This is a genomic window from Undibacterium sp. YM2 (assembly GCF_009937975.1).
Lineage (GTDB): Bacteria > Pseudomonadota > Gammaproteobacteria > Burkholderiales > Burkholderiaceae_D > Undibacterium.
On the sequence record NZ_AP018441.1, the window covers coordinates 930,721 to 955,573 of the forward strand.

The window sequence follows — 24,853 nt, forward strand, 5'->3', positions numbered from 1 at the left end:
CAAAAAGGTAAGCCAAAAAGGCGACCCAGGCGTAGCCGCCCCTCCGGGGTTCCCGTTTGTGCAGTACAAAAAATGGGAAGGCCCGAAACTCGCTTCGCTCAGACAGCGGTCCTTCTTAATCCATTTTCTGTACCGCACAAACGGCGTCTACACATGGGAACTGCAAAATTCAAAACCAACGTCAAAAGCAACTTCAAAAGCAACTTCAAAAGCAACTTCAAAAGCAACGTCAAAACCAACGTCAAAACCAACGTCAAAACCAACGACAACGTCAAAACCAACGACAACGTCAAAACCAACGACAACGTCAAAACCAACGACAACGTCAAAACCACATCAACACATTGCTATCAGCGTCGGTTCATCAAACCTTCAGTTCTTTCACTTCTTCACTCATCCTCATCATGCGTAGCCACCTTCTTCACCAGCGCATACCGCGTCAAAGTCTGCTTGCGCGCCACATCATGCTCAACCAGCGGAAACGGATAATCCCTGCCTATCTTGACCCCAGCATGCTCCAGTAACAGCGGTGCAGCCTTCCACGGCGCGTGGATGCTGCGCTTGTCCAGTTTCGCCAGTTGCGGCAGGTAGCGTTTGATGAACTTGCCTTCGGCGTCGAATTTTTCTGACTGGGTGATGGGGTTGAAGATGCGGAAATAGGGTTGGGCGTCGCAGCCGGAGGACGATGCCCATTGCCAGCCGCCGTTATTGGCGGAGAGGTCGAAGTCGTTCAGGTGCTCGGCGAAATAGGCTTCGCCGCGGCGCCAGTCTATGCCCAGGTCCTTGATGAGGAAGCAGGCGGTGACCATGCGCAGGCGGTTGTGCATGTAGCCGGTCTGGTTCAGTTGCAGCATGGCGGCATCGACCAGGGGGTAGCCGGTGCGGCCTTCGCACCAGGCAGCGAAGTGGGCGTCCGCTTGCGGGCCGGTTTCCCACTGTATGGCATCGTAATCCGGTTTGAAGGAACGGCTTGCCACATGCGGGTGGTGATGCAAGATCATGAAATAAAAATCGCGCCAGACCAGTTCAGACAACCAGATTTCTGCACCGCGATTGGCAGAGATACGCATTTGCCTCAGGGCTTCCTGCACCAGTTGACGTATCGATATCGTGCCAAAGCGCAAATGGACTGACAGATAGGATGGCCCCTTGATTGCTGGAAAATCTCGCGACTGGTCATACAGCTTCATACGGCCCACAAAGTCTTCCAGCAAAGTGAGTGCGCCCGACATGCCTGCAGCAACTGGCATGCGGCGTTCAGCGGCCTGTGCAAAACCCATTTCGGCCAGCGTCGGCATGGTTTGTGCTGAGATGCTGCTTAGCTTGCTCGCATATTTTTCTATAGGGTAAGAGCGCGAATAAAAGTCGCTTCCTTCGGCATGGAATTTTTTTAGCCAGGCATTTTTGTAAGGCGTGAAGACAGAGAAGGGCGCGTTCGCCAGCGACAAGACTTCTGACTTTTCAAAAATAACCTGGTCTTTAAAACTCAGAAATGCACAATTTTGTTTTAATAATTCTTGCCTGACGGACTCATCCCGGTCCGCAGCCTGTGGTTCGTAATCATGATTGGTGAATACGGCATCGACACCAAGTTCGGCCACCAGTTGCGGGATGGCTGTTTCTGCATGGTCATAGCGCACCAGCAAGCCACCGCCCATCTGCTGTAATTCTTGATCCAGTTCAACAATACTTTCATGAATAAAGGCAACGCGCCTGTCATTTTCTGGCAAATTGTCTAATATTGTTTTATCGAAGATAAAAGCGCAGCAGACCTCGTCACTTTGCCGCAGGGCATGGTATAGGGCAGCATGGTCAAAATTACGCAGGTCGCGGCGGAACCAGACCAGCGAACGAGGGTAATGGGCTTTATGGGCTTTATTTTCTTGCATGATCTGTTTGATAGTGTGGTCAAAACGCTTGTGGCACCTTAGCACACATCGAAAATACACGCTAAAAATGCTAAAATGTGACTATGGCGAAGCAAACAAAATCACTACATACCAATCTGCACGACGATGCAACACAGTCGGCCCCGATGACTTCCAGACATAAATTTCAGGTGAAAAGCGAAGACGATAACAATTTGGAATTGAATTTAACCAATCATTTCCTGATTGCAATGCCGTCCATGATGGACCCCGTCTTTGGCGGCACGGTGATTTATTTGTGCGAGCACAGCCCGCGCGGTGCCATGGGCATGGTCATCAATCGTCCCATAGAATTGACCGTGGCTGGCCTGTTTGACCGCATAGATCTGAAGCTGGAAATCATTCCCGATTCCCACCCCATAGGAAAACGCCCTGTCATCTTTGGCGGGCCGGTGCAAGATGACCGTGGCTTTGTCTTGCATACACCGGTCGGTGCATATTCATCTTCGCTTAAGGTTACAGACGAAATAGCCTTCACCACCTCACGCGATGTGCTGGAAGCAGTGGCAGCCGGTGACGGGCCAGAACAAGTCCTGATCAGCGTTGGTTATGCGGGCTGGGGTGCTGGCCAGCTGGAACAAGAGATACTGGCGAATGGCTGGCTGACAGTCGCTGCCGACGCACGCATCCTGTTCGATTTGCCGCTGGAAGAACGTTTTGCCGCCGCCATCAAATTGCTGGGCATAGACCCATTGATGCTGGCAGCCGAAGCGGGGCATGCCTGATGGCTGCAAGCGAAGGTACGGTACTCGCCTTTGATTTTGGTTTAAAGCGCATAGGCGTTGCCGTTGGCAATACCTTTTTACGCCAGGCTGAAGCACTCAGCATCATCCACGCCCCTACCAATGATGGCAAATTTGCCGACATCACCAAGCTCATAGAAAAATGGCAGCCTGTGCTGTGCGTGGTGGGCTTGCCCATGCACCCCGATGGTGCCGACAATGAAATGACGCAGCGCTGCAAGCGCTTTGCCAATCAGCTTAATGGCCGTTTTAATATACCTGCCGTGTTGGTCGATGAACGCTATTCTTCTGCAGTACTTTCAAGCTCGCGTGGCGAGTACATTGATGACGATGCGGCTGCCCTTATTCTGCAACAATATTTTGATGAAACGCCATGACTACCACAACCACTCATGCTGCCCAGCTTGATGCAGAAGCCCTGTATCAGCAGCTACTGGAGCAAATCAGGCCACATGCGCTGGCACAAGATAAACTGGCCATCGTTGGCATTTATTCAGGCGGCGCCTGGATAGCGGAGCGTCTGGTAAAAGACCTGGGCTTGCCGAATAAAGCCGGCCGCATCGATGTGTCCTTTTATCGCGACGACTATGCCGCCAAGGGTCTGCATGCCGAAGTCAAACCTACGCAAATTCCTTTCGATGTCGATGGTGCACAAATCATCCTGGTAGATGATGTGTTATATACAGGCCGCACCACCCGCGCCGCCATCAATGAATTATTTGATTATGGCCGTCCGGCCCGCATCATGCTGGCTACCCTGGTAGACCGTGGTGGCCGTGAATTGCCGGTGGCTGCTGATTTTGTAGCACATACCGCCTCATTTGAACCCGCCGTCTCTGTCAATCTGCAACGTGCAGATGACGGCACTTTCAGCATCTCCGTCGATCATGCATAATCCCCAGCTCAATAAACACGGCGAACTCCAGCATTTGCTGACGATAGACGGCTTGCCGAAAGCCATCGTCAATCATATCCTGGATACCGCATCTTCCTTCGTCAGCGTCAGCGACAGGGAAGTCAAAAAAGTGCCGCTGATGCGTGGCAAAAGCGTCTTCAATCTGTTCTTTGAAAACTCTACCCGCACACGTACTACCTTTGAGATTGCCTCCAAGCGTTTGTCGGCAGATGTCATCAATCTTAATATCGCCGCGTCCAGTACCAGCAAGGGTGAATCCCTGCTCGACACCATCGACAATCTGGCAGCCATGCATGCCGACATGTTCGTCGTGCGTCACGCCACTTCAGGCGCACCTTTCCTGATTGCCAAGCATCTGAATGACACCAAACAGCACCATGTGCACGTGGTAAATGCCGGTGATGGCCGTCATGCCCACCCTACCCAGGGTTTGCTGGACATGTACACCATACGCCACTACAAAAAAGACTTCACCAACCTGACAGTCGCGATAGTCGGCGACGTCTTGCACAGTCGCGTCGCCCGTTCCGATATCCATGCATTGACCATGCTGGGTGTGCCGGAAGTACGCGTGATAGGCCCGCGTACCCTGTTGCCTGGTGGTCTGGAACAAATGGGTGTGCGGGTATTCAATAATATGAATGAAGGCCTCAAAGGCGTCGATGTCATTATCATGCTGCGCTTGCAAAATGAACGCATGAGCGGTGCCTTGCTGCCTTCTGCACAAGAATATTTCAAGAGCTATGGTCTGACACCCGAACGTCTGGCACTGGCAAAACCAGATGCCATCGTCATGCATCCCGGTCCCATGAACCGTGGTGTGGAAATTGATTCTGCGGTGGCCGATGGCCCGCAGGCAGTAATACTGCCGCAAGTGACTTTTGGTATCGCCGTGCGCATGGCTGTCATGAGCATCGTTGCAGGCAACAGCGGCGGGGTATGAGGAGAATATGAAGATACATATCAAAAATGGCCGCGTGATTGATCCGGCAAGTGCTAGCGATGTAGTACAGGACGTGTTTATCGCTGCGGGCAAGATCGTCGCCCTGGGTCAGGCACCAGCCGACTTTGTCGCCAATAAAACGATTGATGCCACTGGCCTGATCGTCACCGCTGGCCTGGTCGATCTCAGTGCCCGCCTGCGCGAACCCGGCTTTGAATACAAGGCCACGCTGGAATCTGAATTGCAGGCCGCCATGCGCGGTGGTGTTACCAGCCTGGTGTGCCCACCGGATACAGACCCTGTGCTGGATGAATCAGGCCTGGTAGAAATGCTCAAGCAAAGAGCGCGCATGCAAAACAAGGCCCATGTTTATCCGCTGGGTGCATTGACTGTTGGTTTGAAGGGCGAATCCCTGACCGAGATGGTAGAGCTGACAGAGGCTGGCTGCATAGGTTTCTCACAGGCTGAAGAAACCATTGCCAATACCAATACCCTGCAAAGAGCGCTGGATTACGCTGCCACCTTTGGTTTCACCGTCTGGCTGCGTCCGCAAGATGCCTACATAGGCCAGGGCGGCGTTGCCCACAGCGGCCCGCTGGCTTCACGCCTGGGTTTGTCTGGCGTGCCTGTCATGGCCGAGACGATAGCTCTGCACACCCTGTTTGAACTCATGCGCGCCACCGGCGCCAAAGTGCATCTGTGCCGCATCTCTTCTGCTGCTGGCCTGGAGCTGGTGCGCAAGGCCAAAAAAGAAGGTTTGCCGCTGACCTGCGACGTTGGTGCTCATCATGTGCATCTGACGGACGCCGACATCGGTTACTTCGATTCCAACGCCCGCCTGACACCACCTTTGCGCAGCCAGCGTGACCGCGATGCCATTTCTGCGGCATTGAAAGACGGCACCATCGATGCCATCTGTTCAGACCATACCCCGGTCGATGATGATGAAAAATTGCTGCCCTTTGCTGAGGCATCACCCGGCGCCACCGGCCTGGAATTGTTATTGTCACTGGCACTGAAATGGGCAGAAGACAGCCGTGGTGACGTCAGCCTGACGCTGGCCCTGTCCAAGATCAGCCAGCATGCCGCCAGAGTGGCAGGTGTGCCCGCCGGACAAATCGCCGTAGGCCAGGCAGCCGATATCTGCATCTTTGATCCTGTCACACGCTGGAAGGTAGAAGCCAAAGCCCTCGCCAGCCAGGGCAAGCACACGCCTTTCCTGGGTTATGAATTGCCAGGCGTGGTCAAGGCCACGATAGTGTCAGGGCATATTGCGTTTGATACCTTGCATTAACATCGCAGATGAAAAGTAATCAGCTTACCCGTGGCGAACAAAGACGCGTCATGTATGTGGAAAACAAAAACGGCTTGATCGATGGTGTCGCTGCACGCATAGGTTGGGTTGAGTTTTCCAAAACAGGGCGAACAGTTTACTACCGTGGCAAATCCTTGCAGGCATGTACCGGAGGTGGAATCTCCGGTAATTTTATGGATGCCGATACCCGAGAAGAATATTGGGTTTCAGGCGTCAAAAGACGCGGTTCCAATGTGCACTATGCAGAGTCAGTGAGCGTCTTGATTGATGAAGGTGCCAAAGAGGAAGTGGCAAGGCTGCGTGCCTGAAGCAGGCTGAGGTAGTGTCCAAACTGCTCAGTGAGAAATTCGTTTGATTGAGTGGGATGAGTGGGAGTAAAGGCAGGGAAGCCTTACTCCCGCTTTTGTTTATTCAGCTTGGCTATTTTTAATTGTTACTCTACGTGAGTATTTTTGTGAGTCAGTATGATCGTTTGGCATTTTTTCCGGATATTTCTCCATCTCACGGCAGGTCTGCTGACTTGTGCATTGATTTTTCCGTTTTCTTCTGATGCCAGGCGTGACTATCTGGTACGCCGCTGGTCGGTAAAATTACTGGCCATCTGCACTGTGGATGTGGCTTTCAAGGATAAAAGCGAGGGGGCGGTGAATCCGTCGGCGATGATCGTTTCGAATCATGTGTCATGGCTGGATATTTTTGTCATCAATACCCTGCATCCTTGCCACTTCGTCGCCAAGTCTGACATCCGCAACTGGCCTTTGCTGGGCTGGTTATGTGAAAAGGCTGGTACAATTTTTCTGGTACGCGGCAGGCAGCGTGACGTGCGCCGTATTTACGAAGGCCTGGTACATCAGATAGAAGCTGGCAAGCGCATTGCTTTTTTTCCCGAGGGTACAACAGCAGCACAAGGCAATCTGCTGTCTTTTCACGCGAACCTGTTTGAAGCGGCAATAGAAGCACATGTACCTGTGCAACCCTTTGTTGTGCGCTACCTTGATGCGCAGGGGCAGTTCCATGCGGCGGCTGACTTTATCGGTGACATGACTTTTGTAGAAAGCATGCGGGTCATCCTGCTCGCGCCGCGCATGACGGCGGAACTGGTGCGCCTGCCTGCGATACCCACCGAAGGTGCGCACCGCAGAGAAGTAGCGCAAGTTGCGCGTGCGGCGGTGATGAAAGAACTGGGAATAAGCGAGTAAGGCTTAACCCGGTTTTTGCTGCTGCGGACAATCTATCTGTACGACTTGCCTGTCTTCCAGCGCTACGGCAGTCAGTTTACCACCCCAGATGCAGCCGGTATCCAGGCTGATCAGATTGTCACGCAAGACCAGGCCCAGGGTGGACCAGTGACCAAATACCACGGCGGTTTTTTCACTGTCACGTGACAGGTCAAACCAGGGGGCAAAGCCTTGCGGTGCGCTGTCCAGGCCATCCTTGCTGTCAAAGTCCATGACGCCATCTGCACTGCAAAAACGCATGCGTGTGAGTGCGTTGATGATGCAGCGTAATCTGTCATAGCCTTGCAAATCATCCTGCCATTGCGCCGGGGTGTTGCCATACATATTGCGTAATAAATCCAGCCAGTCTTTACCGCGTAGCTGTGTTTCGACTTCATGCGCCAGCTTCATGGTTTGCTTTGCTGACCATTGCGGGAAGATGCCTGCATGCACCAGCAAATGCTGGCGTTGCAAAATCGCCATCGGTCTGTGCCGCAACCATTCCAGCAATTCTTCACGGTCTGGTGCTTGCAGTATGTCGTCGAGGGTGTCGCTGCGGCTTGCTTTGCGTATGCCATTGGCAACAGCCAGCAAATGCAGGTCATGGTTGCCGAGTACGGATTCTGCCCGGCCAGCGATTTGCAAATCACGTATCAGGCGCAGGCTGGCCAGCGATTTGGGACCGCGATTGACGAGGTCACCTGCAAACAAATATTGCGCATCTGGTTCTGTCTGCTCTATTTTGTTGAGCAGGCTTTGTAACTGGTCGGCACAGCCTTGTATATCGCCGATAAAATAAGTTTTTGCCATTGCTGCCTCAGGGCTCGCCACCCATGCGTTTGGCTTCTGCGCGGCTGATCAGGGCTTGCTGTTTTTGTTGTTCACGCACGCTGGCAGTGATCATGGTAGGCCAGCCTATCAGATGTTGCTCAGCAATTTCAGCCAGACCGCGCATCCATGCCGGTGATTCATTCAGGCAGGGGATGTAGTTGAATTCCTTACCACCTGCTTTAAGAAAATCGGTCTTCACTTCCATGGCGATTTCTTCCAGGGTTTCCAGGCAGTCAGCGATAAAGCCAGGGCAAATCACATCTATGCGTTTAACGCCTTCTTTGGCTAGCTTTGCCACGGTAGGTGCCGTGTAAGGCTGCAGCCATTCTGCCCGGCCCAGACGTGACTGGAAAGTAACGACATAATCATCTTTGCCCAGCCCCAGTTTTTCTGCGAGCAGCCTTGCTGTTTTATAGCATTCGCAATGATAGGCATCACCGCGCAATAAAAATGCTTTTGGCAAACCATGGAAACTCATGACCAGTTTGTCCGGGCGACCATGGCTCTGCCAGTGATCCATGACCGACACGCGCAAAGCCTGTATATAACCTTCATGGTCATGATAATTCTTGACGAAGCGCAGTTCAGGCATGTTCCTGACTTGCTGGTAATGCTGGGCCACAGCGTCAAAATTGGAGGCAGTCGTGGTGGCAGAATATTGTGGATAGGCTGGCAGTATCAATATGCGTTCACAGCCTTCTTCCTTGAGTTTTTGCAAGACATCCGGGATGGGCGGCGAGCCATAACGCATGGCATAGGCAACCTGCACTTCATGTCCACGTTCACCCAGATAACCTTTCAGCAATGCCGCCTGTTTTTGCGTATGTATCTTCAGTGGCGAGCCATCCCTGGTCCAGATCGATGCGTATTTCTTTGCTGACTGGCCAGAACGGAAGGGCAGGATAATTCCATGCAAGAGCAGCCACCAGATAGGGCGCGGTACTTCAACCACCCGCCGGTCCCATAAAAATTGTTTGAGATAGCGGCGCACGGCCGATGTCGTCGGCGCATCTGGTGTGCCGAGGTTGATCAGCACCACGGCTGTCTTGGCGATTTTGCCGTGTGAATATTCAGGTTCTTTAAGGAAGCGCATGATGTATTTTTTTTATTAAGATGCCAGTAATTCTCTGGCGTGTTTGCGCGTAGTCGCGGTAATTTCTATGCCGCCCAGCATGCGGGCGATTTCTTCCACTCTTTGTTTATTATCGAGTGCTTCTATCTGTGAAACGGTTTTGCCGTTCTGGTTGGCCTTGCTGACCTGGAAGTGCTGGTTAGCCTGGCTGGCCACTTGTGGCAAGTGCGTAACGCACAAGACTTGCCGGTCCTGGCCCAGGCGTTTCAGCAAGCGCCCAACCACTTCCGCCACGCCACCACCTATGCCACTATCAACTTCGTCAAATATGAGGGTAGGGGTGGCTGTAGCACAAGAGGTGATGACAGAAATCGCCAGCGAGATACGCGCGAGCTCACCACCAGATGCCACTTTGGCCAGCGGCCTTGCCTGCACTCCGGCATGACCTGCGACCAGAAATTCCACTTGCTCCAGGCCATAGGCAGCTGGTTCCACAGGATTGAGTGCAACAGAGAAGCTGCCTCCACCCATGCTCAGGTCTTGCATTGCCGTGGTGACTGCGGCGCCCAGGTCTTTGGCAACTTTTTGTCTGGCCTTGCTGAGTTTTTCTGCAGTTTGCTGATAAGCCAGCCTGGCTTTTTCTTCCTGTGCTTTCAGGGCGTCCATGTCAGTCGCATTGGATAGCTGTGCCAACTGGGCTGATAGCGTGGCAAATTCTTCGTGCAATTTTTCAGGTGCAACGTGAAAGCGTCTTGCTGTAGTGTGTATCGCTTCCACGCGGTTTTCGACTTCGCGCAGACGGGCTGGGTCGAGTTCTGTGCGGCTCAGGTAGTCGTTGATTGCGTAGGTGGTTTCCTGCAAATTGATGCAGGCAGATTCCAGCGCATCGGTGACAGGCTTGAGTGCGGCATCATAATCGAGCAGTTTCAAGAGTTTTTGCTGTATGGCACTCAACTGTGACAGGACCGGATGTTCGGATTCCGATATCAATGCTGCTGCTTCCTGCGCACCTTCGAGCAGGCTGGCGGCGTGCGCCAGGCGGCTGTGCTCCTGGCTGATGCTTTCCCATTCACCGGGCTTGATCTGCAATTTATCCAGTTCGCCGACCTGCCATTCCAGACGCTCGCGTTCTTGCAAGACACTCTTGGCATTGGTTTCAAATTCTTCGCGTTGCTTGCTGATATTGCGCCAGGCACGGTAGCGCAAGCCAACTTCTGCGACTTGCTCTTGCAAGCCACCTTGCATGTCCAGCAAGTCGCGCTGTGCTTCGGTTTTCAACAAGGATTGGTGCGCATGCTGCCCGTGGATATCCACCAGCATGTCGCCTATCTCGCGCAATTGCCCTGCAGTGGCGGTGATGCCATTGATCCAGGCCTTGGAACGGCCTGCATTATCGATGGTACGACGCAAGATCAGCGGTTGATCCTGGTCAAAGAATTCATGTTCTTTGAGCCAGGCGGCGAGTGTTTCATTGACGGCAAATTCTGCACTGATATCCGTTTTACTGGCAGATTCGCGCACCATGCTGGCATCACCCCGGCCACCGAGGGCCAGGGTCAGGGCATCGATCAGGATGGACTTACCCGCACCGGTTTCACCGGTCAGCACACTGAAGCCTGAAGAAAACTCCAGCTCCAGCGTATCAACAATGACAAAATCTCGTATGGCAAGCGTGCGCAACATAATGGGCAGACATGAAGGAATTTGTTAAGAAAATGGTGCCGGAAAGTACCAGCCAGCATAGCGAAATCGCTATTCTAGCAACAGCCTGTGACTTCTGTGTTCGTAAGAGTGGGCGAAAAAATTAATTCAGCGCACCCTCTACCGATGGATATTCATTCCAGTGCAATTTCTCGCGCAAGGTGTTGTAATAATTCCAGCCAGGAGGGTGCAGGAAGGTCACCGTATGGGCAGAACGGTTCACGATAATCCTGTCCTGATGCTGCAGGCTGGCAAAATTTTGCATGTCAAAGTTCAGGCTGATATCGCGTCCGGCTACGATGGTGATGACGATTTCGCTACTGTCTGGCAGTACGATAGGGCGGTTCGACAAGGCATGCGGCGCAATTGGCACCATCGCAATGCCTGACAGGCTGGGGTGCAGCAGGGGGCCGCCGGCAGACAGCGCATAGGCTGTCGAGCCTGTCGGTGTCGAGACTATGAGACCGTCCGAGCGCTGGTTGTACATGAAGTGCCCATCTACCTCTACCCGCAATTCCACCATGCCTGAACCCGCACCACGTGAGACCACGATGTCATTGAAAGCCACGCCGCTGAATATCTGGTTACCATCGCGCGTCACGATGGCCTGCAACAGGCTGCGGCGCTCAGACACATATTTGCCATCCAGCATTTCTGTGATGACAGGGATCATGCGGTCAAGCGCGATATCGGTGATGAAACCCAGCCTGCCCTGGTTGATGCCTATCAGGGGAATATTGTAGGGAGCCAGTTGCCGTGCTATCCCCAGCATGGTGCCATCGCCGCCAACGACGATGGCGACGTCGGCCAGTTTACCTATCTCAGGGACGGGCATGCTGCTGAATTCGCTTAATTGCAGGTATTGCGCGGTTTCTGCCTCGATGACGACACGATGTCCCGCGCTTGCGAGAAAATTGGCCAGTTCCTTAATCGAGTCAGCAATGCCTGTCGCATTCGATTTTCCAACAAGTGCAATGGTTTTGGCCTGTACTGTCATAAACAAAGGTAGGGTGACATGATGCCTGAGATTAGAACATAATTAGGGCATCTATGAATGGAATGAGTGCTCTTTATGGCAATTAAAGCAGTTTTGCTGGACCTCGATGATACTTTGTGGCCGGTTGCACCGGTTATTCGTCATGCTGAATCCGTTTTGCAACAATGGATGCATGAACACGCACCTCTTGTGGCGCAAAATTACAATGTGGAAAAATTGCGTGAGCGCAGGAATTTGCTGGTAGCGAGCGACCAGCGTTTTCAGTACGATTTATGGGCCCTGCGTCATACCTTGTTGAAACAGGTTTTTGATGAACATGGTGTGGAAGCCGGGAAGGCTGACCAGGCCATGGCCGTTTTTGCCGACGCCAGGAACAAAGTTGATTTGTATAGCGATGTAAAACCGGCTTTACAGGCTCTGCAGGAAAAACTGCTGCTGGGCACTGTCTCGAATGGGTTTGCCGATTTACAGGCGATAGGTCTGGCACATCACTTCAAGGTATCTATCGCCGCCTTTCGTTTTGGCTGTGCCAAGCCTGATCCCAGGATATTCCTGGCCGCTTGCCAGGAACTGGGCCTGGAACCTGCAGAAGTATTATATGTAGGTGATGATTTATTGCTGGATGTGCAAGGTGCGCAACAAGCGGGATTAAAAGGCGGCTGGATGAACCGCCAGGGTTTAAAAATTGAAGATGAGCGCCATCTGCATATCAAGCCGGATGCAGAATTTGCCAATCTGCATGACCTGACTCTATGGCTATGAATTTTTCTATGTTCATGTCAGTCATGAACGCATAAAATGAAATCATGCAACTAGATATCCGCGCACAAACTTTATTAAAAGCCCTGGTCGAGCGTTATATCGCTGATGGCCAGCCTGTGGGTTCCCGCGCCTTGTCAAAAATATCCGGCCTGGAATTGTCCCCGGCAACGATACGCAATGTCATGGCTGACCTGGAAGAAATGGGTTTTGTTGCCAGCCCGCATACTTCCGCTGGCCGTATTCCTACCCCAGAGGCTACCGGGTCTTCGTTGATAAATTGCTTACAGTGCAAGATATCAATGCTGCGGGCATGGATACACGTCTGCAATCCAGCTTGCAATCGAATATGAATGCGCAGTCGCCACAAAAACTGATTACCAATGCGGCGCAGATATTGTCGTCCCTGTCACAATTTGCCGGTGTCGTCATGACACCACGCACAGAGTCGATTTTTCAGCAGGTTGAATTTTTGCGTTTGTCTGAAAAACGCATCTTGCTTGTGGTCGTCACACCGGGTGGCGAAGTCCATAACCGCCTTTTGTTGACGGATGTCGACTACACGCCGACACAATTGGTGCAGGCCGCCAATTACCTGAACCAGAATTTCGGTGGTTTGAGCTTTACCGATGCGCGTTCGCGTATCAATAGTGAGTTGAGGCAACTGCAGAATGACATGACCAGGCTTATGCAAGCCGCTGTTGAAGCCGGTAGCAATGCCATGGATGAAGATAATGATGAAGTCGTCATCTCTGGTGAGCGCAATTTGCTGAATGTGCAAGACCTGTCATCAAATATGGGTTCATTGCGCAAATTGTTTGACATGTTTGAACAAAAAAACAGTCTCATGCAGCTACTGGATGTATCCAGCAAGGCAACAGGTGTGCAGATTTTTATAGGTGGCGATTCGCAACTGGTACCTATGGAGGAAATGAGCATAGTCACTGCCCCTTATGAAGTGAATGGCAAGATAGTTGGAACCCTGGGCGTAATTGGGCCTACACGTATGGCGTATGAGAGAGTGATACCGATCGTGGACATCACGTCAAAATTATTATCTAATGCCTTAAGTCAATAAGACTGGGTATGCACTGGCGAAGCAGGGTGGCACACATTCATCCGGAGCAGGGTTGCTATGGAAAAGAAAAACGCAAAGATTTTGTTAATTGATGACAATGACGTAACCCGCGAGGTACTCAGGGTCATCCTGAGGAGCGAGGGGTATCATGTTGTTGGTGAAGCAACTGACGGCGGCAGTGGTTTGGAACTTGCTTTGAAGTTGAAGCCAGATTTGATCTTGCTGGATATCGTCATGCCCAAGATCAGTGGCACTGAAATCCTGCCACGTATCAGGGAACTGCTGCCAGACGCAAGGGTGCTCATGGTGACAGCCAATAAGGATCAGGAAACGATTACCGAGGTAGTCAAAACAGGCATACATGGCTATATCCTCAAGCCATTCAATGCGCAAAAAATCATAGGAACTGTCGAGGCTGTAGTCGCCAAGATCAACAAATAAGCTGGAGCGCACAGGGCAGCTATGGCCCGGTGCGCTTGCCAGGCTTAAAGTTGGGGGGCTGGGTTAAGCCTTGTGTTCGCAATTGGTCTTGGTGCAGTTGCCATAAATCGCCAGTGCATGCTCGGCAATCTTGAAACCACGCTCCAGAGCGACAGTTTGCTGGCGTTGTTCTATCTCTTCGTCAAAAAATTCTTCTACGCGGCCACAATCGAGACAGACCAGATGGTCATGGTGTGAGCCCTCATTCAATTCGAAAATGGCTTTACCAGTCTCAAAATGATTACGGTTTAACAGGCCAGCCTGTTCAAATTGGGTCAGTACGCGGTATACAGTTGCCAAACCGACATCCATATTTTCGTTCAGCAGGATCTTATACACATCTTCTGCTGTCAGATGACGAACCGGGCTGCTCTGGAAGATTTCCAGGATTTTCAGTCGGGGCAGAGTGGCTTTCAGACCGCTGGCCTTGAGGTTGGAGGTGCTGTTTGTCATGTTTTCGATCAAAAAATTGCTATCTGCTTTATGATATCGGGTTTTAGGGCTTGTTGCTCAATTAAGAGGTTATCTATGCAACTGTTGTTTTCAGGATTAATGCGGAACAAGATGAGCCGTGTAGCGGGTCTGGTCGTGCTGGCTTCTTTGACGGCATGTTCATCACCTATTCCCTTGCTGTCTTCGGCTGACAGGACTTCAGTATATGCAACATCAGGCACCCCTAGTGATGCAAATGGCGCGCAAGTGGTCGAGCCTACCGGTTTTGGCAAGGTGCTGGCCTTTATTTCACCTTACCGCGTTCCCATACAGCAAGGTAACTTCGTTTCCCAGGAAATGGTGGCACAGTTAAAAGAAGGTATGACACGTGAGCAGGTGCGTTTTATCCTTGGTACAGCCTTGCTGACCGATATGTTTCATGAAGACCGCTGGGATTATCCTTTCCGCCTGACCAAGCCAAATGGTGAACGTATCACCAGCCGCGTGTCGGTGTTTTTCAAGGATGGTACGGTAGCAAAATTTGAAGGCGGCAATTTGCCGACTGAAAAAGAATATCTGGCACGTATTACCGAATCCGCTTTGGGCCTGAACCGCGTGCAATCGGTGATAGAGACCGATGCACCGAAGAAAAAAGAGAAATAAGCTGTTATGACTGCACTTAAAATTGCCGTGGCCGGGGCTTCTGGCCGTATGGGAAAAATGCTGGTCGAAGCAATCAGTAATGCCGGTGATATGGTCCTGGTTGGCGCGCTGGACGTGCCTGCCTCACCAGCCCTGGGTACGGATGCCGCGGCCAGTCTGGGCAAGCCTTGCGGCGTGAATATTACTGCTGACCTGGCGACCGGCCTGGCAAATGCCGACTACCTGATCGATTTCACCCGCCCTGAAGGTACCCTCAAGCATCTCGAATATTGCGCTGCCCATGGTATCAAGATGATTATCGGCACCACGGGCTTTGATGACGCTGGCAAGGCAGCGATTGCCGCTGCCGCAGAGAAAACCGCCATCATGTTTGCGCCGAACATGAGTGTAGGCGTGAATGTCACGATGAAGCTCCTGGAGATGGCAGCCAAGAGCTTTGCTGAAGGCTATGACATCGAAATCGTCGAAGCCCATCACCGCTTCAAGGTCGATGCCCCTTCAGGCACAGCCCTCAAGATGGGCGAAGTCATCGCCGATGCACTGGGCCGTGACCTCAATGAAGTGGGCGTGTTTGCCCGTGAAGGTGTGACAGGTGAGCGCGACCCGTCTTCCATCGGTTTTGCCACTATCCGTGGTGGTGACATTGTTGGTGATCACACGGTCTTGTTTGCCGGCATAGGTGAACGTGTCGAAATCAGCCACAAGTCTTCCAGCCGTGTGACTTATGCGCATGGTAGCCTGCGTGCAGCACGTTTCCTGCAAGGCAAATCTACAGGCTTGTATGATATGTACGATGTCCTGGGTTTCCGTTAATCAGTCTGTAATAGCACGTGTGACTTCTACATGAATTCTGCAATCGCACATTATTGGGAACAGGCTGACGCACTGGGTCATCTGGTTGGCTGGTTATTATTGTTGATGTCAGTACTCAGCTGGACATTAATACTGATGAAGGGCTGGACCTTCTGGCGTATCCGTAAAGCAGCCCCAGGCTTGCGCGCCTTCTGGCGTGCGCCCAGTCTGGCAGATGCATTGTCGTCGCTGCGCCAAACTGATCAGTCCAAAATATTCATCACCCTGGCAGATGCTGCACATGCCGCCAGTGACACGGCACAACGCAGCGCCACCTTGTCTGCCAATGCAGGTTTGAGCGAAATACTGACGCGCAGCCTGCGCCAGGAATTGCAGGGCCTGACGGTCAGGCTGGAAACTGGTTTGAGCTTTCTCGCCTCAGTCGGCGCCACTGCTCCTTTTGTCGGTTTGCTGGGCACAGTCTGGGGCATTTATCGCGCCTTGACCGCCATTTCATCCAACGGCGTGGTGCAAATCGACCAGTTGGCAGGGCCAGTGGGCGAAGCCCTGATCATGACTGCGCTGGGTTTGCTGGTGGCGATACCTGCCGTGCTGGCTTATAACGCTTTCAACCGGATTAACCGCATTACCCTGGCTGAGCTGGATGGTTTTGCCTTTGACTTGCATGCCCACATGAACAAGTCTTAAATTAAAAACAAAAAACCGCCCCCAAAATTAAAAGATGACATTCGGTCAATTTCATACGCCGCGCGAGTCCTCATCACGTCCCCTGACTTCCATGGCGGACATCAATGTCACGCCCATGGTCGACGTGATGCTGGTTTTGCTGGTCATCTTTATCATCGCTGCCCCTTTCATGACGCATGCGATCAAGCTGGATTTGCCGCAGGCGCAATCAGCGCCGGTGGCCGAGCAGGCTGAGTCTGTGCGTATTTCCTTTGATGCTGATGGCATTCTTTACTGGGATAAACAAGTCCTGGCCATGGCTGACCTGGAATCCAGGCTGGCTCTGCTGGCGAAAAAGAACAAGCAGACAGAAATCCAGTTGCGGGCCGATAAGGCCACCCGTTATGAAATTATCGCCCAGGTGATGGCGGCAGCCCAGACGCAAGGGCTGGCTAGGATTTCTTTCGTAACCGACAGCAAACAAGCCAAAAAACCGTAATTGTCACGGTTCAGTCAGTACAAAACCGCGCTACACTCTGTAAAACGCCTCCAGGAGCCTTTGCCCATCAGGCTTTCCTCAATAATGTGCCTGAACCAGTTATAATCAAAGGTTCTGAGTCATTTTCGCATCTACTTCTGCTTACGCCATGCAAGAAAAATACACGCCCTCTGACGTCGAACAATCGGCGCAATCCCATTGGAAAAAGATCGATGCCTATAAGGCAGTAGAAAACAATCCACGTTTCCCAAAAGGCAAGTACTACGCTTGCTCCATGCTGCCTTACCCATCGGGCAAGCTGCACATGGGCCACGTGCGCAATTACACGATCAACGACATGCTGGCACGCCAGCTGCGTATGAAGGGCTATAACGTCCTTATGCCCATGGGTTGGGATGCATTTGGTCTGCCGGCAGAAAATGCGGCGATTGCCTACAAAAAATCGCCAGCAGAATGGACTTACGCGAATATCGAAGACATGAAGTCACAAATGCAGCCCCTGGGCCTGGCATTTGACTGGACGCGTGAAGTCGCGACTTGCGACCCTGATTACTATCGCTGGAACCAGTGGCTGTTCCTGAAGATGCTGGAAAAAGGCGTGGCTTACAAAAAAACCCAGGTTGTGAACTGGGACCCAATTGATCAAACCGTGCTGGCGAATGAGCAGGTTATCGATGGCCGTGGCTGGCGCTCCGGCGCCCTGGTAGAAAAACGCGAAATCCCTGGCTACTACTTCGGTATCACCCAGTACGCAGACGAACTGCTGAACAGCATCGATGATCTTGATGGCTGGCCTGAGCAGGTACGTACCATGCAGCGTAACTGGATAGGCAAGAGCGAAGGCGTGCGCTTTGCTTTCCCACACCAGATCGCTGACGAAACTGGCGCACTGGTACAAGACGGCAAGCTGTATGTATTTACTACCCGCGCTGACACCATCATGGGCGTGACTTTCTGCGCAGTAGCGGCAGAGCATCCTATCGCTACGCTGGCAGCAAAGAACAATGCCGCACTGGCAGCCTTCATTGAAGTATGTAAAGCTGGTGGCACCACAGAAGCTGAAATGGCGACCAAGGAAAAAGAGGGCATGCCTACTGGCCTCTTCGTTACCCATCCACTTACAGGCGAACAGGTCGAAGTCTGGGTTGGTAATTATGTCTTGATGACGTATGGCGATGGCGCGGTCATGGGTGTGCCTGCGCATGATGAACGCGATTTCGCGTTCGCGAAAAAATACAATATCGCTATCAAGCAAGTCGTGGCGATTGAAGGCGAAAGCTTCACGACGGATGCCTGGGCAGAATCTTATGGCGACAAGCAGCGTGGCCTTACTGTTAACTCCGGCAAATATGATGGTCTGACTTTCAAGGCCACGGTTGATGCCGTGGCAAATGACCTGATTGCCAAAGAACTCGGCGAAAAGAAAACCACCTGGCGCTTGCGTGACTGGGGTATTTCCCGTCAACGTTACTGGGGTACACCTATTCCTATCATCCACTGCGACAGTTGTGGTGATGTGCCTGTGCCTTATGAAGATTTGCCAGTGGTATTGCCTACCGACTGCATCCCTGATGGTTCTGGCAATCCATTAAAACACCGTGAAGATTTCCTGAATGTGCCTTGCCCTAAATGCGGCAGCCCGGCACACCGTGAAACCGACACGATGGACACCTTCGTTGATTCCAGTTGGTATTTCATGCGTTATACCTGCCCTGATGCGACAACCATGGTGGATGGCCGCAATGATTACTGGATGGCGATGGACCAGTACATCGGCGGTGTCGAACATGCGGTCTTGCATTTGCTGTACGCACGTTTCTGGACCAAGGCCATGCGTGATCTGGGCCTGGTCAAGATAGACGAGCCTTTCAAGAACCTGTTCACCCAGGGCATGTTGCTCAATGAATCCTTCTACCGTGAAGATGAGACTGGCAAGAAAATCTGGTTCTATCCGAATGAAATCGAAGTCCAGCATGATGACAAGGGACGTCCCATTTCTGCTTCGCTGAAGAGCGATGGCCAGCCTGTGCAAATGGGCGGCATAGAAAAAATGTCCAAGTCCAAGAACAATGTGGTGGAACCGAAAGACATTATCGAACAGTTCGGTGCTGATACCGCACGTCTGTTCACCATGTTTGCCGGTCCCCCAGATCAAAGTGCGGCATGGAGTAACAGCGGTGTAGAAGGTGCTTCACGTTACCTGCGCCGCCTGTGGGCTTCTGCCTTGAAACTGTCTGGTACGATTGCTTCTGGTACTGCTGTGCCTGCGGCGTATGCCAATGATGTCAAAGCCTTGCGCCGTGAAGTACATCTGACGCTGAAGCAGATTGATGCCGATTACGATAGGCTGCAATACAACACAGTCGTCTCTGGCGCGATGAAGTTGCTCAATACCATAGAGTCCTTCAAGTCAGAAGCCGAAGGCAGTGCTGCAGCCCTGCGCGAAGCCTTCAGCATCTTGCTGCGTGGCCTGTATCCGGTATGCCCGCATATCACCCATGCCCTGTGGCAAGAACTGGGTCTGGCGACAGAGCTCGGTGAAATCATTGATGCGCCTTGGCCGCTGGTCGATGAAGCTGCCTTGGTGCAGGATGAAATAGAGCTCATGGTGCAAGTCAATGGCAAACTGCGGGGGAGTATCAAGGTCGCCAAGGATGCCGACAAGGCCACCATAGAAGCGACTGCCCTGGCCAATGAAAGCGTACAGAAGTTCATGGAAGGTGCCGCCAAGAAAATCATCATCGTGCCTGGCAAGCTGGTGAATATCGTCGCCTGATTGTTTAACAGATATACCAGTAACAGGGAAAACCGCATGCAAGCAAACTATGTAAAGCGTCTGCAATGGCTGGCAGCCATCATGTCCATCATGTTGTTGTCGGCCTGTGGTTTCGCCCTGCGCGGCCCGGTTGCCTTGCCGTTTAAAAGTATTTATATCGGCATGCCAGAAAGCTCGGCCCTCGGTGGTGAATTGCGCCGCCATATCCGTGCCAATGGCCAGACCCAGATCATGTCTGAGGCCAAGGACGCGCAAGTGGTACTCGAAGTATTGAGTGAAACACGCGAAAAACAAATCCTGTCGCTGAACAGCCAGGGTCGCGTGCGTGAATATAATCTGATTTATAACTTCCGCTTCCGTGTCCGCAATAATGTAGGCAAGGAATATCTGGAACCGGTAGATCTGCAGTTGAAGCGCAATATCACCTTTAATGAATCGCAAGTACTGGCGAAAGAGGCAGAAGAAGTCTTGCTGTACCGCGATATGCAAAGTGACCTGGTGCAGCAAATCATGCGCAGGCTGGCTGTTGTAAAGATGGACGACTGATATGCAATTACGCTTCGATGCCCTTGATGGCCATCTGGCGAAAACACTGGCGCCACTATATGTGATCACCAGTGATGAGCATTTGCTGGCGCTGGAAGCGGCAGACAAGATACGTCGTGCGGCAAAATCGCAAGGTTTTTACGAGCGCGAAATCCTGACGGTGGAACGCAGTTTCAAATGGGGTGCCTTGCTGGCAGCAAATCAGTCGCAATCCCTGTTTGGTGATAAAAAACTCATCGACTTGCGCATCCCTACTGGCAAGCCGGGCAAGGACGGTGGACAGGCCCTGCAGGATTATGTGGCGAATCTGTCGCCCGATAACCTGACGCTGATCACCTTGCCCAAGCTGGACTGGGCCACGCAAAAAGCTGCCTGGGTAGGCAGCTTGCAGCAAGCCGCGGTATATATCGACATCCCGCTGGTAGAGCGCAATCAATTGCCGGGCTGGATCAGTATGCGCCTGTCCTTGCAACAACAAAGCGCAGACCGGCAAAGCCTGGATTTCATTGCCGACAGGGTAGAGGGTAATTTACTGGCAGCCCATCAGGAAATCCAGAAGCTGGCCTTGCTGCACCCGGCAGGCAAACTGAGTTTTGAGCAAATCCATGATGCCGTGCTGAATGTCGCGCGCTATGATGTCTTCAAACTCAATGAAGCCATGTTGGCCGGTGATGTCGCCAGACTGGTGCGTATGCTGAATGGCTTGAAAGGTGAGGGCGAAGCACTGCCACTGGTCTTGTGGGCCATGGCAGAAGAGATACGCACCTTGCTGAAACTGAAGTCTGGCATGGCACAGGGCAGGCCCTTGTCAGCCCTGCTGAAAGAATACCGCATCTGGGGCCCGCGGGAAAAACTCATGGACCCCGCCCTGCGCCGTGTCAGCCTGGCAAATTTGCGGGCTGCGCTGCAAGAGGCATCGCAAGTCGATAAGATGGTAAAAGGTTTACGAGCGAAGGCATTTGCAGGTGATCCCTGGGATGCCTTGTTGCAATTGGGTTTGAGAGTGGCAAAAGCGGCTTAATCGCAATTGTGCCAGCACCTGATTTAGCGGTTTATCAAACCGGAAATTGAATTCCCTCGCCACCTTGCTGGTGGCTGATCAACGAATATGAGGACTAAATGTCCTCTGAATGACGATATGGATATCAAGCACTACATGAATGACCTCGGCATCCGTGCCCGCGCAGCATCGCGCGCCATGGCCAAAGCCGACACCGCCGCCAAGAACAAGGCCCTGTCCCTGATCGCTGCCGCCATCAGGCGTGAGGCTGCCGCTTTGCGCGCCGCCAATGAGCTGGACCTGGCCGCAGCCAAAGCAGCAGGCATGGAAGCCGCGATGCTCGACAGGCTGACCTTGTCAGATAAGGCGATTGCCACCATGGCCGAAGGCCTGGAACAGATCGTTAGCCTGGCTGACCCTATCGGTGAAATCTCGAACATGAAATACCGCCCCACCGGCATACAGGTAGGGCAAATGCGCGTGCCGCTGGGCGTCATCGGCATTATTTACGAAGCACGCCCAAATGTGACGGTAGATGCCGCCGGCCTGTGCATCAAGAGTGGCAACGCCACCATCTTGCGCGGCGGTTCTGAAGCCATCCATTGCAATCAGGCCCTGGCGAAACTGGTCAAGGAAGGCCTGGCTGGTGCCAGTTTGCCTGCCGATGCTGTACAGATCGTTGAGACCACAGACCGCGCTGCCGTTGGTGAACTGATCACCATGCCGCAGTATGTTGATGTCATCGTCCCGCGTGGCGGCAAAGGCCTGATTGCGCGTCTGATGCAAGAGGCGACAGTGCCCATGATCAAGCATCTCGATGGCATCTGTCACGTGTATATCGATGACAAGGCTGACCTCAAAAAAGCAGTGGATGTGGCATTCAATGCCAAGTGCCACCGCTACGGCACCTGCAACACGATGGAGACTTTGCTGGTCGCGCAAGGCGTCGCGGCCCAGGTCTTGCCCCCACTGGCTGAGCTGTATGCAGGCAAACAGGTAGAATTGCGTTGCGATGAAGCCGCCACTGCGATACTGGCAGGCTATTCGCATCTGGCGAAAGCAACAGAAGAAGACTGGAGCACTGAATACCTGGCACCTATTCTGGCAATAAAAGTAGTGGCTGATCTGGATGAAGCCATCACGCATATCAATGATTATTCATCCAAGCATACAGAATCCATCATCACAGAAGACTATAGCCGCGCCCTGCGTTTCTTGCGCGAAGTTGATTCCGCCTCGGTGATGGTGAATGCCTCCACCCGCTTTGCTGACGGTTTTGAATATGGCCTGGGTGCAGAGATCGGCATCTCGAATGACAAGCTGCATGCACGCGGCCCGGTAGGGCTGGAGGGGCTGACTTCGATGAAGTATGTGGTTTTTGGTCACGGTGAAGTACGTCAATAATATTGCTAGGACTTACGCAAAACCGCCCCAGCTGCGTTGCAGCTCCTAGCCGTACTAAAGTACTGTCTTCGTCGTTGCGGTGTAGTCGGGGTTTCAGACAATACATTGTCTGCCGACGGATCGAGCCTCCCTTACAAGGGAGGCTTCCTTGGTGATAACCTTGCTGGGACAATTTTGCGTAAGTCCTAATTGAATATTTATTAAAGAAGGCCTAATAAAGAAAGTAAGCCATGCTCTGGGTTAAAGTTTTCCACATCCTGTTTGTCACTTCCTGGTTCGCTGGCCTGTTTTATATGCCACGCATCCTGGTTAATCTGGCGATGGAAAACCATCCGCCGACGACAGAGCGTCTGTTACTGATGGCGCGCAAGCTGTATCGTTTCATGACGGTATTGGCAGTGCTGGCATTGATCTTCGGCCTGTGGTTATGGCAAGGCTATGGCATAGGCAAGGGGCCGGGTAATGGCTGGCTGCATGCCAAGCTGACGTTGGTGATCTTGCTGATAGGTTATCACCACGCCTGTGGCAGCTTGTTGAAAAAGTTTGAGAAGGGTGTAAACCAGCGCAGCCATGTCTGGTTCCGCTGGTTTAATGAAGTGCCGGTGATATTGTTGCTGGCGATATTGATATTGGTAGTCGTCAAACCTTTCTAGGTTTGACGTGGTATCAAAACACCGCTGGCCTGGAGTGCAGAACTCCAGGGCAGCAATCGGCGGTGAATTTTCACCATTGTTTTTTTAACGGATAAAGGGTACTCCTATGACGCGTTATTCTTATTTTTGCCCGTGCCCACGTGGCCTGGAAATAGCCCTGGCTGAAGAGCTGGGTGAAATTGCAGCCCTGGATAAAACCATGGCTGTCCACAATCAGGTGCCGGGTGGCGTGCATTGCTCAGGTAGCCTGCATGATGGCTGGCGTATCAACCTGCATTCACGCATAGCCTCGCGCGTGCTGATGCGTATGGCGCACTCTGGCTATACCAATGAAAACGATATTTATGACCTGGTGCTGGCCCAGCCATGGGAAGACTGGTTTGGCTATCACCACACTATCCGTGTCGATGTCACCGCAGTCAAATCACCTTTGAAGAGCCTGGACTTTGCCACGCTCAAAATCAAGGATGCGATCTGCGACCGTTTCCGCGACCAGTTCACCCAGCGCCCGTCGGTCAATACCAAGAACCCTGACATGCGCATCGTCGGTTTTATGGATGCACGTAACTTCACGGTGTATCTGGATATCTCTGGCGAGCCTTTGTTCAAGCGCGGCTGGCGTCTGGAAACCGGTGACGCGCCCTTGCGTGAGAATCTGGCAGCGGGCTTGCTGCGCACCGCAGGCTGGAAGCCGGGTACACCTTTGTTTGACCCCATGTGCGGTTCTGGCACCATCCTCATTGAAGCTGCACAAATCCTGGCAGGCATACCACCGGGCTTGAAGCGTGAATTCGCCTTCGAAAAAATGCATCAGTTCGATGCCGATGCCTGGGCACAGATCAAGGCCAGCGCCAAACCACACCCTCTGCCTGCAGAGCCAACGATTTTTGGCAGTGACATTTCTGGCGACATGATCGTCATGACACGCAATAACCTGAACAAGGCGGGCATACGTTTTGACGTGCCACTGAAGCAGATAGAAGCGCAGGAAATCAAGGCACCAACGACAGAGCCAGGCATCTTGCTGACCAACCCGCCTTACGGTGAGCGTATCGGTGTACGTGGTGACAGCACGATGGAAGAAGATGATATGGCCAGGGATTTCTTCAGTGCCTTCAGTACCACACTCAAGCAGCGCTTTGCTGGCTGGAGTGTGTTCCTGTTCACCGCTGATCTGGGCTTGCCCAAGATGTTGCGTTTGAAAGAGTCACGCAAGACCCCATTCTTCAATGGCGCGCTGGAATGCCGTTTGTTCCGCTTTGACATGGTGGCAGGTTTTAACCGCAGGGAAGAAGCCAAACCCAAAGATATAGCTGAATAATTTTCATGCTATGGCAATAAGCTACTGAAAAAACGGCCAGGTCTCAGCAGACCTGGCCGTTTTGCTTTAGGCTTGAGGCTTCACTTCAAGATTTTGCAAG

25 protein-coding genes and 1 pseudogene are annotated in these 24,853 nt (G+C 52.5%); 20 read left to right on the top strand and 6 right to left on the bottom strand.

The features are described from left to right. Positions 1-389: 389 nt before the first annotated feature. Positions 390-1,889 (bottom strand): deoxyribodipyrimidine photo-lyase, encoded by a 1,500-nt coding sequence (locus UNDYM_RS04240; RefSeq protein ID WP_162039916.1) that lies wholly within the window; start codon positions 1,887-1,889, stop codon positions 390-392. Between the two features lie 146 nt (positions 1,890-2,035). Between UNDYM_RS04240 and UNDYM_RS04245 the strand changes: the two genes are divergently transcribed. The 7 genes from UNDYM_RS04245 to UNDYM_RS04275 all read left to right on the top strand — a co-directional run bounded on the left by UNDYM_RS04245 (position 2,036) and on the right by UNDYM_RS04275 (position 7,044). Further along, positions 2,036-2,653, top strand: coding sequence for a YqgE/AlgH family protein (locus tag UNDYM_RS04245; RefSeq protein ID WP_232063396.1), 618 nt, complete (start codon positions 2,036-2,038; stop codon positions 2,651-2,653). Then, entirely contained in the window at positions 2,653-3,048 is a 396-nt protein-coding gene (ruvX, locus tag UNDYM_RS04250; RefSeq protein WP_162039917.1) for a Holliday junction resolvase RuvX, read from the top strand. Before UNDYM_RS04245 ends, ruvX begins: the two co-directional genes overlap by 1 nt. Next, positions 3,045-3,566 (top strand): bifunctional pyr operon transcriptional regulator/uracil phosphoribosyltransferase PyrR, encoded by a 522-nt coding sequence (gene pyrR, locus UNDYM_RS04255; RefSeq protein WP_162039918.1) that lies wholly within the window; start codon positions 3,045-3,047, stop codon positions 3,564-3,566. The genes ruvX and pyrR overlap by 4 nt, the downstream gene beginning before the upstream one ends. Beyond that, the gene (locus UNDYM_RS04260) at positions 3,559-4,530 is read left to right on the top strand and encodes an aspartate carbamoyltransferase catalytic subunit (protein WP_110255208.1); all 972 of its coding nucleotides are present in this window, start codon (positions 3,559-3,561) and stop codon (positions 4,528-4,530) included. Before pyrR ends, UNDYM_RS04260 begins: the two co-directional genes overlap by 8 nt. A 7-nt stretch (positions 4,531-4,537) precedes the next feature. Continuing rightward, the gene (locus tag UNDYM_RS04265) at positions 4,538-5,824 is read left to right on the top strand and encodes a dihydroorotase (RefSeq protein WP_162039919.1); all 1,287 of its coding nucleotides are present in this window, start codon (positions 4,538-4,540) and stop codon (positions 5,822-5,824) included. Positions 5,825-5,832: 8 nt separating this feature from the next. Then, positions 5,833-6,153, top strand: a complete 321-nt coding sequence (locus UNDYM_RS04270) for a hypothetical protein (RefSeq protein ID WP_162039920.1) — start codon at positions 5,833-5,835, stop codon at positions 6,151-6,153. Positions 6,154-6,309: 156 nt separating this feature from the next. Beyond that, entirely contained in the window at positions 6,310-7,044 is a 735-nt protein-coding gene (locus UNDYM_RS04275) for a 1-acyl-sn-glycerol-3-phosphate acyltransferase (RefSeq protein ID WP_162039921.1), read from the top strand. A gap of 3 nt (positions 7,045-7,047) precedes the next feature. Here the strand turns inward: UNDYM_RS04275 and UNDYM_RS04280 are convergent, their stop codons facing one another. The 4 genes from UNDYM_RS04280 to UNDYM_RS04295 all read right to left on the bottom strand — a co-directional run bounded on the left by UNDYM_RS04280 (position 7,048) and on the right by UNDYM_RS04295 (position 11,663). Beyond that, a complete protein-coding gene (locus UNDYM_RS04280; RefSeq protein WP_162039922.1) occupies positions 7,048-7,872 on the bottom strand; it encodes a symmetrical bis(5'-nucleosyl)-tetraphosphatase in 825 nt (274 codons plus the stop codon). Between the two features lie 7 nt (positions 7,873-7,879). Then, positions 7,880-8,986, bottom strand: coding sequence for a ferrochelatase (gene hemH, locus UNDYM_RS04285; RefSeq protein WP_162039923.1), 1,107 nt, complete (start codon positions 8,984-8,986; stop codon positions 7,880-7,882). Positions 8,987-9,001: 15 nt separating this feature from the next. Continuing rightward, positions 9,002-10,648, bottom strand: a complete 1,647-nt coding sequence (gene recN / locus UNDYM_RS04290) for a DNA repair protein RecN (protein WP_162039924.1) — start codon at positions 10,646-10,648, stop codon at positions 9,002-9,004. A 121-nt stretch (positions 10,649-10,769) separates the two neighbouring features. Next, the gene (locus UNDYM_RS04295) at positions 10,770-11,663 is read right to left on the bottom strand and encodes an NAD kinase (protein ID WP_162039925.1); all 894 of its coding nucleotides are present in this window, start codon (positions 11,661-11,663) and stop codon (positions 10,770-10,772) included. A 75-nt stretch (positions 11,664-11,738) separates the two neighbouring features. Here UNDYM_RS04295 and UNDYM_RS04300 point away from each other — a divergent pair, with 75 nt between their 5' ends. From UNDYM_RS04300 to UNDYM_RS04310, 3 genes and pseudogenes are all read left to right on the top strand, one after another. Then, a complete protein-coding gene (locus UNDYM_RS04300) occupies positions 11,739-12,425 on the top strand; it encodes an HAD family hydrolase (RefSeq protein WP_162039926.1) in 687 nt (228 codons plus the stop codon). A gap of 44 nt (positions 12,426-12,469) precedes the next feature. Further along, a pseudogene (gene hrcA / locus UNDYM_RS04305) lies at positions 12,470-13,500 on the top strand (heat-inducible transcriptional repressor HrcA). Positions 13,501-13,557: 57 nt separating this feature from the next. Further along, positions 13,558-13,941, top strand: a complete 384-nt coding sequence (locus UNDYM_RS04310; RefSeq protein ID WP_162039927.1) for a response regulator transcription factor — start codon at positions 13,558-13,560, stop codon at positions 13,939-13,941. Positions 13,942-14,004: 63 nt separating this feature from the next. On the opposite strand, the gene fur is transcribed toward UNDYM_RS04310, so the two are convergent. After that, positions 14,005-14,433 carry a ferric iron uptake transcriptional regulator gene (gene fur, locus UNDYM_RS04315; protein WP_162039928.1) on the bottom strand — a complete coding sequence of 143 codons (429 nt, stop codon included), beginning with the start codon at positions 14,431-14,433 and terminating at the stop codon, positions 14,005-14,007. Positions 14,434-14,508: 75 nt separating this feature from the next. Here fur and UNDYM_RS04320 point away from each other — a divergent pair, with 75 nt between their 5' ends. From UNDYM_RS04320 to UNDYM_RS04365, 10 genes are all read left to right on the top strand, one after another. Next, entirely contained in the window at positions 14,509-15,075 is a 567-nt protein-coding gene (locus UNDYM_RS04320) for an outer membrane protein assembly factor BamE (RefSeq protein WP_162039929.1), read from the top strand. Between the two features lie 6 nt (positions 15,076-15,081). After that, a complete protein-coding gene (dapB, locus tag UNDYM_RS04325) occupies positions 15,082-15,888 on the top strand; it encodes a 4-hydroxy-tetrahydrodipicolinate reductase (protein WP_162039930.1) in 807 nt (268 codons plus the stop codon). Between the two features lie 30 nt (positions 15,889-15,918). Further along, positions 15,919-16,575 carry a MotA/TolQ/ExbB proton channel family protein gene (locus tag UNDYM_RS04330; RefSeq protein ID WP_162039931.1) on the top strand — a complete coding sequence of 219 codons (657 nt, stop codon included), beginning with the start codon at positions 15,919-15,921 and terminating at the stop codon, positions 16,573-16,575. 34 nt (positions 16,576-16,609) lie between these two features. After that, positions 16,610-17,053, top strand: a complete 444-nt coding sequence (locus tag UNDYM_RS04335; protein ID WP_162039932.1) for a biopolymer transporter ExbD — start codon at positions 16,610-16,612, stop codon at positions 17,051-17,053. 148 nt (positions 17,054-17,201) lie between these two features. Further along, complete coding sequence (gene leuS, locus UNDYM_RS04340; protein ID WP_162039933.1) at positions 17,202-19,829, top strand: leucine--tRNA ligase; 2,628 nt, start codon at positions 17,202-17,204, stop codon at positions 19,827-19,829. 36 nt (positions 19,830-19,865) lie between these two features. Next, positions 19,866-20,375 carry an LPS assembly lipoprotein LptE gene (gene lptE, locus UNDYM_RS04345; RefSeq protein ID WP_162039934.1) on the top strand — a complete coding sequence of 170 codons (510 nt, stop codon included), beginning with the start codon at positions 19,866-19,868 and terminating at the stop codon, positions 20,373-20,375. Between the two features lies 1 nt (position 20,376). Beyond that, complete coding sequence (holA, locus tag UNDYM_RS04350) at positions 20,377-21,396, top strand: DNA polymerase III subunit delta (RefSeq protein WP_162039935.1); 1,020 nt, start codon at positions 20,377-20,379, stop codon at positions 21,394-21,396. 117 nt (positions 21,397-21,513) lie between these two features. Continuing rightward, on the top strand, positions 21,514-22,779 hold the full coding sequence (locus tag UNDYM_RS04355) for a glutamate-5-semialdehyde dehydrogenase (RefSeq protein ID WP_162039936.1): 1,266 nt from the start codon (positions 21,514-21,516) through the stop codon (positions 22,777-22,779). Between the two features lie 230 nt (positions 22,780-23,009). Further along, positions 23,010-23,432 (top strand): CopD family protein, encoded by a 423-nt coding sequence (locus tag UNDYM_RS04360; protein ID WP_162039937.1) that lies wholly within the window; start codon positions 23,010-23,012, stop codon positions 23,430-23,432. A gap of 106 nt (positions 23,433-23,538) precedes the next feature. Further along, positions 23,539-24,753: a class I SAM-dependent RNA methyltransferase gene (locus tag UNDYM_RS04365; RefSeq protein ID WP_232063692.1), complete on the top strand. Its 1,215-nt coding sequence runs from the start codon at positions 23,539-23,541 to the stop codon at positions 24,751-24,753. Positions 24,754-24,853: the final 100 nt, after the last annotated feature.